This is a genomic window from Lactococcus sp. AK05, from assembly GCF_041026685.1.
GTDB lineage: Bacteria > Bacillota > Bacilli > Lactobacillales > Streptococcaceae > Lactococcus > Lactococcus lactis.
Window position 1 is genome coordinate 915741 of the sequence record NZ_JBFTEI010000001.1, and the last position, 13460, is coordinate 929200.

Consider the following 13460-nt stretch of genomic DNA (forward strand, 5'->3'; position numbering starts at 1 on the left):
ATGAGTTTTTTATTGAATATTTAATTCGAAGGGAGAAGCTGGATATCCCTCTTCATTCCAAATAAATGCTTGCGGAGCATTGCTCCAGTTGTACCTGATTTTCGCATCAGGTTGAAGTGATAGGTCAGCAGGGAGCTCCAAAATGATTTGCTCCCCAACTTGACGGTAAGTTTTTACTTTATAACTATGTCCTCCTTGATAAAGTTCAAAATTTTTATTTTTCTCAACGTTAAATTTTTTTCCAAAAGTTTCAAATGAAAGGATAATGACATTCTTTTTCGCTTGTATAGCTTCTTTAGCAAGAGGACCTATACAATAACCATTTGGGAATAATTTAACATCATGGTAAGCGTTTAATAGTTTATGAGCGACATCTTTTTTATTTAAAGGGTGGAGATCATCATCTTCTCCATCTCCGATTGTCACGACCATGGCTGTTCGTGATATTTTTAGCCCCTCTTTTTGTTCTTCACGAAGTCTTGCCCAATCTGCATCTTTTTCAGTATCACAATTTGGTAACTGGACATAAAGAAAAGGTAAATTTGGTTGCTTAAAAAGTTTTCGCCAACTTTCGATTAATTCTCGAAAACGTAGGCCATAATTTTGCGGACTACCTGCATCACTTTCACCCTGATACCAGAGAATAGCTGCAAACTTTAACTTTTGTAAAGGTGCAATCATACCATTATATAAACCAGTTGGTTCATAATTAATAAAGTATGCTTTATGACGTTCAGGCAATGTACTGCTTCGCCTAATTTTCCATCCATGATTTAAATCTAAACGATTCTCTCCAACTAAGAGAATATGAGGCTTACTATGTGTGATTCCACCAGGAGCGTTATAGATTTTAAGACGAATTGCAATCGTAAAATTTTTTGTTAACTTAGATATTTTGTAATTTCTAGGTGGATACTTGTAGTCAATACTACCAACTTTCTTTCCATTGACATAGATAACATCAGCATCGGCCATTGTCCCAAAGCCCAACTCTCCCATTTTTCCAATAAATTCATCTGAAATTTCAAGTTTTTTTCTTAACCAAAGTGTACCTGGAAAAGTATATTTTTCATTCCAAGTCTCACTTAATGAAATCTCAGACCAATTCCTATCATCAAAGTTAGGGTCTTGCCAAGATTGATATAAACCTTCATCCGTTTCTTCGCAAAGTTTCTGATAGTTATCCTGATAGAGCAGGTCAAGATTTTGAATTTCTTTTAGATATTTTTTATTTTTTAAAGCATTATAGGATGGTGGAAGAGAATTAAATTTGGTTAAAGACTCTTCACTCAACCAAGCATTAAGCGGTGTCCCACCTACTGCTGTAGCAATCAAGCCAATTGGTACACCATCTTCTGAAAATTTTTCTTTAGCAAAAAAATAACCTATCCCTGACAAATTCTTTAAATCTTCACCAATTGCTCTTTTCCATTGTCCTGAGTTTAATTCTGTTTTGATGTTATCAAAAGAAGGCTCTTGTGGCACCTCAAAATAGCGAATCCAAGGATTTTTTGCCCGTTCAATCTCATCAGGATAGCGGGTTTTGAGACGTTCCATCCAAAGTTCCATATTGGATTGACCACCAAGCAGGAATACATCACCAAAACAAATATCTTTAAGAACAATTTTTGCATCAACAGTTGAAATTTTGAAGTCAATGCTCTCACTTACTTCGTGTGCTGGAAGAATAATTTCGAAAAAACCTTTTTCGTCAGATTTAGTTTTTAATATAATTTCCTCATAAGATAATGTGACTTCTTGTTCTGAACCCGTATATCCCCAGAAATGGTTCTCTTGATTTCTTTTTAAGATTGCACCATCTCTTAGAAGATATGGAATAAAGATAGATGATTTCATGGTTTATCTCTTTCGTTTGTTACAAAACTTATATATAAGTTTTTATCTAAAAATAAATATAGCGCTTTCATGGTTTGGTTTTCTGATTTTTCTTACGATGTGAACTGGGAAATGTTGTGTTTTGGGTTGTTAGTAGTGAAATAACAAAATTATCAAAAATAAAAAGAGTGAGATAGTTTCTCACTCTTTTTATGTCATTTAATTATTCATAAGAATTTATATTCCAAAAATGTCCAAGTCAAGTTCCTCAACAAACCTTTGTTCACTCTGTTGCATAATCTCACAAAATTCTTCATAACTTTTAGAATCTTGAGGTATTAGTAAAGGAATTTTAAACAACCTTCCACCATACCCATCAAGAATTCCCATATCTTTATTTTGGTTAAACATTCTACTTGGATAGGCAATTCCTGCAGTTTGAGCTTTTAAGATATGGAGGTAGCTAATAATCTGGTATCTATCCTCTCGCTTCATTCCTCTTTGATCTAAGTTTTTATATTTTGCATCAATCACTTTGGTTTTATCAACTTTATAGAAATCGGGATATATTGTATGAGTTCTATCTACAAATAATGAAATGCCTCCACTAGAATTTTTATTTTGTGGATGCTCATATTCTTCTTTTAAAAGAGTATTTAAATATTCCTCCCATAGCCAAGCTACATCAATGATTATTCCCTGAGCCTCTTGGCCCTCTTCTCCAAAAGCTATTTTATTTTCATTTAAAATTTTAATACATATTTTTTGCAAAAGATAGTATTCCTCAAAATACCCATGTCGAACAGGATTTGATATGTTTTCTTGTAGAACATCTAGTCTATCATACTTCGAATATGTTTGTGTCACCTGTTCAATGGAACGAATATTTTCCTTGATATTTTCTATACCTAAAAAATTCAACTCATAATCTTTTCGCAATTTTTCTAAAGTATGGCGAACCAATTGGGTAATTTTATTATCAAAACTAAACTCTCTTGTTTCATAAGCTATTTTACCTTGAAATGGGATGTTAGTTTTAAGGTGTTTCGCAACATTTACTACCCCTTTTACATTGGCATTATTGTATTTCTTAGTAGTATACTCCTTATATACTCCCTTATTTAATGCGTTCTCAAAATATATTGGGAAAAGATAAACTAATAAATCATAAAATTCATTATTGCTATCCGTATTAATATTAGTGTTAACCACATTTATATTTAATACTTTTTGAAGTAAAAATCTCAAAAAATAATCTTCCTTATTAACTCCTGCATCATAAAAACGAGAGCAGATACGAACTTCTTTTTTCCCTTTTTTTAAAAATCCAACAATGTTTCCTGTTCTAATTTTCTCATTATGAGACATAAAAATCTGTGAATCTTTATCTAAATCATCTGACCTAATTAATGTAGAGGGAAAGATAATAAATCCCTCTTTCTCCAAATTAGCCAAATCTCTATCTTTTAATTCTTGGATAATAGGATTTGATTTATATTCAGAAACATCGCTATTATCTTTGATTAAAATCATCAGTATCATCCCCAAAATATACTTTTTCTAATTTTTCTATTTTTTGGCTAACATTTCTTTCTCCTCGAAAATAATCATTAAATAGGGGTCTTAATTTATTGTTCCATAGCTCTCTACTTGAATAAGCATACTCTCCTTCTAGAATCCTGAAATAACTTGCTCCTATCTGGTAATCTGTAGATAAACCAAATTCAGGTAAGACTAATTGCTCATTAATTCTATTCATTAAAAGTTTACTTTCATTATCTTTCAACATTATTTGCGAATCATTCGCTGTTATTTCCTCAAAAGTGAAACGCCGACGCATTGCAAAATCAAAAGTATCTACAGAACGGTCAATATCATTCATTGTTGCTATAATATAAACATTTTCTGGTATATAAAACTTGTCATCATTTATAAAAAGATTAGAATATTGAGTAGTAACTGCTCCAGCTTTTCCACGATATTCAGGATCTATAGAGAAAAATAATTCACCGAATATTTTAGAAATTTCTCCTCGATTAATTTCATCTATTACAAAAACAAAGTTTTTATCTTTTGCATGTTGAGCTGCTAATTTACAAAATCTTTTAAAAATACCATCTTTAGCTTCAAACCCGATCTGACCATCCTTTTGAATTGGTCTTAATCCCTCAACAAAATCAGTATAATCATAGCTTGGATGAAATTGAACAAATTCAAATTGCGTGCTTTCACTTAATTCTGAAGTAGTACATCCTATCATGTTTGCAGCAATTTCTTTTGATAAATAAGTTTTACCCGTCCCAGGTGCACCACGAAGAATAATATTATAACTTTGCTTTAATTTATCTGTTAATTCTTGTGCTTTCATACTTCCTTTTAACTCAATCCCATATTTTCTTGTCTTTTTAATCATCTCATAGAAAGTATTGAACAAATTTTTTACTGAATTATTTGCCTTTATACCTTCAAGGTTTAGATCGGATATTTCAAAAACAGCCTCTTTATTTAATCCATAGCTTTCCATATATTCTTTAAAGTGAGTGGAATCGGTGTTATTCTCGAGATCAGATCGATAATTACAAATTATTTTTTGTCTATCATAAGAATACCTGATATTAAGCCACCAACTTTGGTTATTATTATCACGTTTCCAAACAACGAAATTGACTTTTTCTCCCTTATAATTTCCTTGTCTTACAAAAGAAATTTGGATATCAAAATTCGAATAGTGAATATATTCAGGTTCAAATTTGGGATCAATAAATTCTTTACTTGCCCTTTCTAAGTTAACTTCCCTAATTTCTTTAAATGTAACACGTTGTCCAGCATTTGCTATATTTTGATTTGTTTGTTGAATCCAAAATTTGAGCATGTTGAAAAAGTTTTGATAATCTTTTTCCAATGTTTCATCATCATTTATATCAAAATCCTCATATAATTCTTGAACATTATCATAATCAAGCTTCTCAATCGTAGCCTGTTCCCATTTCAACTTATTTTTTATATTATTTAATTTAAAATTACCAAGTCTACTAATCGTTTCTAACTTTCTCGTTCTCGGGTACTCACCACTATTTTCCTGATAAGTATAATCTGATGATATTCTCCCTAGAAATGCACCGTGAAGATTAGATTTTGGAACAATCACATAGTCTCCAATATTTACAATATCTTTAAATATTGCAATCTGATTTTCTCCTCGTCGATTATTGAAATTACCATCGAATTGATAACTTTTTTCTTGTATTTGGTCAAAACTAAAATAAACTTTATTATCATTATATGAACTATTTTGAATAGATGTATTACCATTTCCTCCCTGAGAAATTTTCCATACTCTTGGTTTTAAATTAGACACACCCTAACCTCTTTCAACATTTTTTATTAATCGTAATTTTTAGATATCATGCAGATGTTAATGATTATAGTATACCACTTTATTATTCTGGGGAGGTTTTTAAACCGAAAGTAGTATTATTTATTATTTTGCATGGGAATTTATAATTATCAACGATCTGATACAGTTCTATTGCGGTAGTCAAATCTATTTTTATATTTCTCAAGCAAAGCAACAAGAAATTTTAATCACCAAAAGCCCAACAACTCGGTGTTTTAGAATTTCTTAAAATTCATTATTCTTTTATATTTTTTCCAAATTCATATCTATCTATTCTTTAATTTTTTTATGCTAAAATGAACTAAAATAACTCCTCAGAATAGGAGACGCCATGGCTACTACTCTAAAACGTATTTTTTCTAATAAAACCTTTTTGTTTACTTTCGTTATAGCGCTACTTTCTTTAATTTTTGGGACGGTCAGAGCTTCTGATATTGATTTGAAAACCATTTTGGCTCTTTTGAGCTTGATTATTCTTATTTCTATTTTTGAAATTCTTGGTATTTTAAAATATTTTGCGGCCTTTATTATTGATAAATGTCAAAACTTGAGACAAGTGGCTTTAGTGGTGCTGCTCTTGTCTTTCTTTGGTTCGATGTTTTTTACGAATGATGTGGCGATTTTAACTTTGGTGCCGATTGTTTTTAATATCGACCGAAAGGTGAAGTTACCTAAAATTGGCTTGATTAGTTTGATGACCATTTATGCCAACTTAGGTAGTGCGATTACACCTATTGGTAATCCTCAAAATTTGTATTTGGTCTCTTATTATCATTTAAAACTTTTAGACTTTTTCAAACTCTCCATACCTTTAGGATTGGTCAGCTTATTGACTTTATTTTTATGTGCCTTATTATTTTCAAAGAGAGCTGTCAGCCAGATAGAAAACAAGGCATTTTCTATCAAAAAACGAGATCTATATTTGTTAGGATTCACGACCTTAATTGTACTTTTGGGTGTATTAGCTCTGATTCCTGTTTGGATTTCTTTAATTGCAAGCTTGGTCTGTGCCTATCTTATCGAGAAAAAAGTTTATCAAGAAGTGGATTATGGAATCATCTTAACTTTTATCAATTTCTTTATTATTGTTGGTGCACTTGGGCGTATTCCTTTGATTCATGATTGGCTTCATCAGCTGATGAATAATGACCTCTCTATTTTCTTTACCTCAATCTTATCTAGTCAGGTCATCAGCAATGTTCCTGCTGCTGTCTTACTATCAAAATTTACCGGACAACTTTCTGCTTTATACTTGGGAGTGACAATCGGTGGTTTAGGAACTCTAGTGGCTTCTTTGGCTAACTTGCTAGCCTTAAGGCAATATCAATTGAATGTTAAAGACAAATCTACCTTGAAATTTTTCGGCCTTTTTACGCTTTTAAATTTTCTTTATCTACTTGTTTTTATCGGAATTGGGATTTTATTTCTTCGATAATATTGATAGTGTGCTGTAGAGTTTAAGAGCTTTAATTTTGCTTTTTTATTTTTTATTTCGATGATACTCAATGATGTCGAGCTAAGGTCCATCTTGCCATAGAGCTCTTTGTTGTTTAATAAGAGAGAAATCAGCATTCTAATCGTTATGCGATGAGAAACGATTGCGATTTTGCCTGAGCGCTCCCTGAGTCCTTCTTCTTTGATAAAAACTTTTAGTCTGGCTTCAAGTTGAGCAAAGGATTCACCATCTTTAGATGGAAAGTAATTAAAGGGGTGATTGAAGAAATTATTCCATTCTAGAGGGGCGAGTTTTTCAATTTCTTGATACGTTTTTCCTTCCCACGCGCCCATAGCGATTTCACCTAGCAAATCTGATGAAGTTTTCTTTTTATCACCAAATATTAGTCGAGAAGTTTCCAGAGCTCTAGGACTCGTACTTGAGTAAATATGATCAAAATAGTGTTTATTAAGTTCTTTACCTAATGATGCTGCTTGCTCAACTCCTTCAACTGTCAAGTCAGAATTGAGTGAACCTTGCATTTTCTTTTCGAGATTCCACTTTGTTTGTCCATGTCGTATTAAATAAATTTCTAGCATTTTTTTCACCTCAAAAATTATTTTAGTAAAATAAATAGCTTTTTAAAAATACATTTTAATTAAGCAGATATAAGTAAAAGTTATGAGTCTTGCTATCAAAAGTAGTGTAGTAGATAATCTTTAATAATAAAACATAAAAAAGGACAATAGGTATTATTGTCCTTTGCATTTTAATCAGTTAACTTAGATCTATGTTTCCTTTCATTTTTGTAAAAGTAACAACTTTTCAATTGTTTGAAGAACGCCACTCTCTTCATTTGATTTTGTTATGAAATCAGCTTTTTCTTTTACGATGTCAAAGGCATTATTAACGGCAAAGCTACAGCCAGCGGCTTCTAATAGTTCAATATCATTGAGTCCATCGCCGAAGGCAATTGTTTCTTCTTTCGTTACCCCAAGAATATGTTGTAGTGCTTGAACGGTGGTTCCTTTGTGGACATTATAGTTGGAAATATCAATCCATGCTGCTTCTGAGGCCACGATATAGGCTTGCGCTTCAAATTCGGACAGTTGTTTAACATTTTCAAATGCTCTCAGTTTTTGATCAAAAACGGTTATTTTTACAAAGTCTTCCTCAATATTTTGTAAATCTTCCTGCTTTTTGACAACAGCATATGACTTTCTTATTTTTTGAGCGTCCTCTTCAGAGACTGTTGACTTGATATAGGCAGCAGTTGGGGTACAAGCGATAATAATATGATCAGATGCAATATTTTCTAGTTTTTCAATAATTTGAAGTCCTAACTTGTTTGGTAATAAGGACTCATAAATATATTTACCTTCATGTTTAATTCGTGTTGCACTATCGCCCAATATCCAGATATTTTTGGAAATATCGGAATCAAAGAGTTCTTCAACCCGCTCGCATTGTTTACCAGTACAGGGGGCAAAAATAATATTATTCTGATCCATTATTGTCTTTACCTTCTCGTAGTAAGACTGATCAAAACTACCGCTTTTATTTAAGAAAGTACCATCTAAATCTGTAAGTACAAGTTTAATCATATTATTATCTTTCTTTTATTAGTATTTCTTTGTTCAGGAATCTGAGTTAAGAGCTAGCCACTTCATTTTAAGACAGTAAATCAAATTGAAGACAAGATTTATTGCTACTTAGATCATTATAATGTACCTTGTGCTTGGTGAGAGCTCTACAATAATGTTTCTATAGGAGGTCAAAATTATAGTTGTTCATTATAATATCAATTATTTACTCTTAAGTTTACTGCCTTAGAATGAAGTGGTTTTTACTTGTTCCTTCCACTTCATAAAGGTTTAGCCTAATTTATCAAATAAAGCATTGATAGTAGAAATCACTCCATTCTCATCATTTGATGGTGCTTGATATTTTGCTACTCGGGCCACTTGTTCACTTGCATTAGCCATTGAATAACTATAGCCTGCGAGCTCTAACATTTCTAAATCATTATTGCTATCACCAAAGGCTAGAAATTGTTCGGGCTTGATTTCCCATTGATTCAATAATTGCTTAAGTGTGTTCCCTTTATTTACCTCATTTGCAATCAAATCAACACTTCCATGTCCACTATATACGGCTTTTAGTTGAGAATTATTTTTTTCATTCATTAAATCAATAATCGAAAAAGCATTTTTATCCTCTAATTGAAGGGCAATTTTTACCCATTCATCATCTGGAAGGTCTTGAAATGAATCGATTTCTTTGAGCGCAAAATAGTATTTTGCTGCTTCTTTTTTTAAGTCAGCGTTTTCGCTCTTGAGGATATAGGCAGATTTTACACCACAAAGAATAATTCCAACTTTGTAGGAAGTATTTTCTAAGAGAGTCAAAGTATCCTGAATAATTGGTTTGGCAATGATCTTTTTTATTAATAAATTTCCCTTTTCAAATACGAGTCCGCCATTTTCTGATACAAATGTTATTTCTCGCCAAATTTCTGGGAAAAAAGAACTTATTTGAGCGTACTGATTTCCACTTGCTACCACAAATCTCACTTCTTTCGCTTTTAATTTTTTAAAGAGTTCAAGGAATGCTTCTCTGTCGTAGTCATTATTTGAATTAAGAAAGGTTCCATCCATATCCACGGCGATTGCTTTAATCATATATTATCTCCAATTTAAAAAATATATCGATTTATTTCTATTTTTCTTTTAATCTTGATTGATATTCTTCTTTTTTCTTGTTCCAATAGCGCTTGTCCTCTTCATTGATTGCTCGGATAAACTGAGCTGGACTTCCTCCGACAATTGTATTGGCTGCAACCTCTTTCGTAACTACTGCGCCCGCAGCAATGATTGAGTTTTTACCAATGGTCACTCCTGGAAGAATAGTGGCACTCCCACCAATCCATACATTATCTTCAACCGTGATAGGCAAGCCAAATTCAAGTTCTTCTATTCTAATTTGAGGATCTATTGGATGACCTGCCGTATAAAAACTGACACGTGGACCCACCATAACATTATTGCCAATCTTTATTTTATTAACATCTAAGAAAATACAATCCATATTTGCATAGAAATTATTTCCAATTTCTACGTGTCGGCCATAATCCACCTGAAATGGGGGAGTTACATAAAGGTTGTCCCCTGTTTTCCCAAAAACTTGCCGTTCTAAAGCAACGATTGTTTCTTTTTCTTCAATCGGAGTATTATTGATTTTTTGGACAATCTTCTTGCCGTGGATGGATTTATTTTCTGGTAAAATATTCCCAGCAAGATATAAGTTACCTAACAACATCTCTTGATAATCAAAATCAACTGCCAAAACCTCTTACCCACTCTCTATTTTTAATGTTCTTCATCTAGTGCTGTCGTGAGTTCAATCAAATTTCCCTCAGGATCTTGAATAACTGCTTCATAATAGCCATCCCCCGTAGTACGAGGGCCGTTGAGTAATGGATAACCATCTTTTACAAATCTTTCAGCATACTCATCTACTGCTTTTTTATCACCTACTGCAATGGCAATGTGGGCATATCCTAAACTCTCAGCAATTCTATTTGATAGGAATTTTTTTGTTGTGACTTCCATTCGACTGCCTGAGTCAAAGGTTAAAAAGTAAGATTTGAAGCTTGTTTTTTGATTATGGTATAAATCACTTGAAGTGACATTAAAATATTTTTCATAAAAAGCTTTTATTTTTTCAATATCCTCAGCATAAATTGCTACGTGTTCGATGTGCATTCTGTTTCTCCATTTTCTAGTTATCTTTATCCAATTGCTGGATAATCTTTTAAAAATAGTGGTATAATGATTCTAATGGCAATGATTGCTCCTTTTATTAAGAATAATAAGAGCAGGCCGATTTTTTTAAATAAACTTTATTAACAAACTTTAATAAGTTGATTTCATTATATCTTTTTTATCAAAATTAGTAAAGCGTTTTTATTTTGAAAAATGATCATATAAGGAGAATTATGAAAGCCTATAAACCTAAAAATATCAAAGAACACAATAAGGAACTGATTTCCGATTACATTAAAAATGCTCATTTACCACTTACAATTCGTCAAATATCAGATGGGACTCAACTCAGTGTTGTTACAATTAATAAACTTATTGTGGAACTGATTGAAAGTGATACCATTAAATCTCTTGATAAACATGCTAAAACTGGCGGTCGTTTTGCAACAGCCTATGAATTTAATGCTACTAAAGAGTTAATACTAATCCTTCAATTTATCGAAAATGATAAAAATTTAGTGGTCAATTATCATATTGTTGATCTTCTGGGAAATGTCATTGAACAAAAAAATTTAAAGACTAATAATTTAGACGAACTTCTGCTTAATATTAATCATTTTAGAAGTGTTTTTCCTCAAATCGTTTTAATTACTTGTGGTATTACTGGGGTTGAGATTGATGGAGAATTACGTATTATGGATTTTTCACCGCTTAAAAATGTCAATCTCGCTAAAGAAATTAGAGATTCAACTCAGATTGAAACCATTATTGAAAATGATATTAACGCCGCTACTCTAGGCTATGCTTTAGAGGAGAATGAAGTTTTATCAGGCGTTTATTTTCCAGAAAAATTTCCGCCGGGTTCTTCTTTGATTATTAATCAAACTATTTTTAAAGGAAGCAATAATATCAGTGGGGAAATAAAATATCTCCCTACTTTTAGAACTGCTGAATTTCCATTGAGTCAAAACGAGATTTATCTAAAAGTATTTGATTCGATTCAAACAATTATCGCAATGTATGCCCCTCATCAATTAATCATCTTTATTCCTCAAGTTTGGGAGAAGCTCTTAAATATAGAAAAAATAAAGGATGAACTCAGAGAGATTTTTCCTAAAGGAACCCTTCCGCAAATGGAAATTTCTTCCAACTTCTCTAGTTTGTATCTGGCAGGCTTAATTAAGTTGTCTTTGAGAAACTAAGGTTTTCTATATAAAGAGGGATTGATTTAGTCAACAAAAAAACATTAGGTATTTCCTAATGTTTTTTACTATTTATAAATTATGATTTATTTTGTTCAGCAAATAGTTTACCCATTTTTTTCAGTACTTTTGGTGCATCTTCTTTTGCCAAAACTAACTCAATCCAGTACATTCTATTTGGATCTGCTTGAGCTTCTTTCATGACAGACACAAATTCATTTTCAGTTCTAACGATTTTCGAGACTACTCGTTCTTCTGTTGCTCCAAATGATTCTGGTAATTTTGAGTAATTCCACATTGGAATATCATTGTAGCTTTGATTTGGTCCATGAATTTCTCTTTCGACTGTATAACCATCATTATTGATAATAAAGCAAATTGGATTAATTTTTTCTCTAATTGCTAATCCTAATTCTTGCACCGTAAGTTGAAGTGAACCATCACCAATAAATAAAAGGTGTCTGCTTTCTTTATCTGCAATTTGGCTTCCTAATGCTGCTGGGAAAGTATATCCAATTGATCCCCATAAGGGTTGACCAATAAAATGACTCTTTGGTTTTAAGAAAATTGATGATGCGCCAAAGAATGATGTTCCTTGTTCAGCAACGATTGTTTCATTGCTTTGAGTTAGGTTTTCAACTGCTTGCCATAGGCGGTCTTGTGATAAAAGCGCATTTGATGGAACAAAGTTTTCTTGCTTTTTATCAATATATTTTCCTTTGTATTCTATTTCGCTTAGGTTTAAGAGAGAGGAGATGAGGGATTCAAAATCAAAATTTTGGATTCTTTCGTTAAATATTTTTCCTTCATCTATGTTCAGTGAAATCATTTTATTTTCATTTAAATGATGAGTGAAGGCTCCTGTTGAAGAGTCTGTGAGTTTAACTCCAAGCATCAGGATGAAGTCGGCTGATTCCACGAATTCTTTAAGATTAGGCTCTGAGAGTTTACCATTATAGATTCCTAAAAATGAAGGGAGAGTTTCATCAACTGAACTTTTACCAAAGTTTAATGTCGTAATAGGTAGTTTTGTCTTTGAAATAAATTGAGTGACTGTATTTTCTAAGCCAAAACTAATTATTTCATGTCCTGTAATCACGATTGGTTTTTTGGCATTTTTCAAACTTTCTTGAATTTTGTTCAAAATCTCTTGGTCACTTGTATTTGAAGTTGAGTTTTCCTTTTTCAAAGGGAATGAGGGTTTCTCTACTTTTGCAGCAGCAACATCAACTGGTAAGTTGATATAGACAGGTTTTCTTTCTTTTAGTAGTACAGAAAGTACTCGGTCAATTTCAACGGTTGCATTTTCTGCTGTCAGTAAAGTTCGAGCTGCTGTAACAGGTTCGTGCATTTTCATAAAGTGTTTAAAATCACCGTCAGCCAGCGTATGATGAACAAATTTTCCTTCATTTTGGACTTTTGATGTAGGTGATCCCACTATTTCTACTACTGGTAAATTTTCGGCGTAACTTCCTGCTAATCCATTAACTGCACTCAATTCACCTACTCCAAAGGTTGTAAGAAATGCGGCAACTTTTTTAGTACGAGCATAGCCATCAGCCATATATGAAGCATTTAATTCATTAGCATTTCCGACCCATTTCATATCCTTGCGGGAAATAATTTGATCTAAAAATTGTAAGTTATAGTCTCCAGGGACTCCAAAAATTTCTTCAATTCCTAACTCGTGTAATCGGTCTAATAGGTAATCTCCTACTGTATACATCGCATTCCTCCATATTTTATTATATATTGGTCAATCAACTTGACATTTATAGAATAACGCTTTTCTTTAAATAAGTCAACGATATTGACTTATTTAAATT

General features: G+C 32.2%; 11 protein-coding genes. 2 read left to right on the plus strand and 9 right to left on the minus strand.

Going from position 1 to position 13460, the window contains the following annotated elements:
- Positions 1 to 9: 9 nt before the first annotated feature.
- From AB6B24_RS04345 to AB6B24_RS04355, 3 genes are all read right to left on the minus strand, one after another.
- Entirely contained in the window at positions 10 to 1857 is a 1848-nt protein-coding gene (locus tag AB6B24_RS04345) for a sialate O-acetylesterase (protein ID WP_311804186.1), read from the minus strand.
- Positions 1858 to 2073: 216 nt separating this feature from the next.
- Positions 2074 to 3369 (minus strand): 3-isopropylmalate dehydrogenase, encoded by a 1296-nt coding sequence (locus tag AB6B24_RS04350; protein WP_311802734.1) that lies wholly within the window; start codon positions 3367 to 3369, stop codon positions 2074 to 2076.
- The gene (locus AB6B24_RS04355; RefSeq protein WP_311802736.1) at positions 3350 to 5194 is read right to left on the minus strand and encodes an AAA family ATPase; all 1845 of its coding nucleotides are present in this window, start codon (positions 5192 to 5194) and stop codon (positions 3350 to 3352) included. Before AB6B24_RS04355 ends, AB6B24_RS04350 begins: the two co-directional genes overlap by 20 nt.
- 370 nt (positions 5195 to 5564) lie before the next feature.
- On the opposite strand from AB6B24_RS04355, the gene AB6B24_RS04360 reads away from it, so the two are divergent.
- Positions 5565 to 6668, plus strand: coding sequence for an SLC13 family permease (locus tag AB6B24_RS04360; RefSeq protein ID WP_369164206.1), 1104 nt, complete (start codon positions 5565 to 5567; stop codon positions 6666 to 6668).
- Here the strand turns inward: AB6B24_RS04360 and AB6B24_RS04365 are convergent.
- The 5 genes from AB6B24_RS04365 to AB6B24_RS04385 form a co-directional block, all read right to left on the minus strand.
- Positions 6623 to 7267, minus strand: coding sequence for a histidine phosphatase family protein (locus AB6B24_RS04365; protein ID WP_311802738.1), 645 nt, complete (start codon positions 7265 to 7267; stop codon positions 6623 to 6625). The two genes, AB6B24_RS04360 and AB6B24_RS04365, sit on opposite strands and share 46 nt — an antisense overlap.
- Positions 7268 to 7468: 201 nt before the next feature.
- Positions 7469 to 8272 carry an HAD family hydrolase gene (locus AB6B24_RS04370; protein WP_311802739.1) on the minus strand — a complete coding sequence of 268 codons (804 nt, stop codon included), beginning with the start codon at positions 8270 to 8272 and terminating at the stop codon, positions 7469 to 7471.
- A 270-nt stretch (positions 8273 to 8542) separates the two neighbouring features.
- Positions 8543 to 9349 carry a Cof-type HAD-IIB family hydrolase gene (locus AB6B24_RS04375; RefSeq protein ID WP_085624860.1) on the minus strand — a complete coding sequence of 269 codons (807 nt, stop codon included), beginning with the start codon at positions 9347 to 9349 and terminating at the stop codon, positions 8543 to 8545.
- Between the two features lie 37 nt (positions 9350 to 9386).
- Positions 9387 to 10013 (minus strand): sugar O-acetyltransferase, encoded by a 627-nt coding sequence (locus tag AB6B24_RS04380; RefSeq protein ID WP_311802741.1) that lies wholly within the window; start codon positions 10011 to 10013, stop codon positions 9387 to 9389.
- 23 nt (positions 10014 to 10036) lie between these two features.
- Entirely contained in the window at positions 10037 to 10432 is a 396-nt protein-coding gene (locus AB6B24_RS04385) for a VOC family protein (protein WP_311802742.1), read from the minus strand.
- Positions 10433 to 10665: 233 nt separating this feature from the next.
- On the opposite strand from AB6B24_RS04385, the gene AB6B24_RS04390 reads away from it, so the two are divergent.
- Positions 10666 to 11634 carry an ROK family protein gene (locus AB6B24_RS04390; RefSeq protein WP_311802743.1) on the plus strand — a complete coding sequence of 323 codons (969 nt, stop codon included), beginning with the start codon at positions 10666 to 10668 and terminating at the stop codon, positions 11632 to 11634.
- A gap of 79 nt (positions 11635 to 11713) precedes the next feature.
- On the opposite strand, the gene AB6B24_RS04395 is transcribed toward AB6B24_RS04390, so the two are convergent.
- A complete protein-coding gene (locus AB6B24_RS04395) occupies positions 11714 to 13360 on the minus strand; it encodes an alpha-keto acid decarboxylase family protein (protein ID WP_311802744.1) in 1647 nt (548 codons plus the stop codon).
- Positions 13361 to 13460 lie beyond the last annotated feature (100 nt).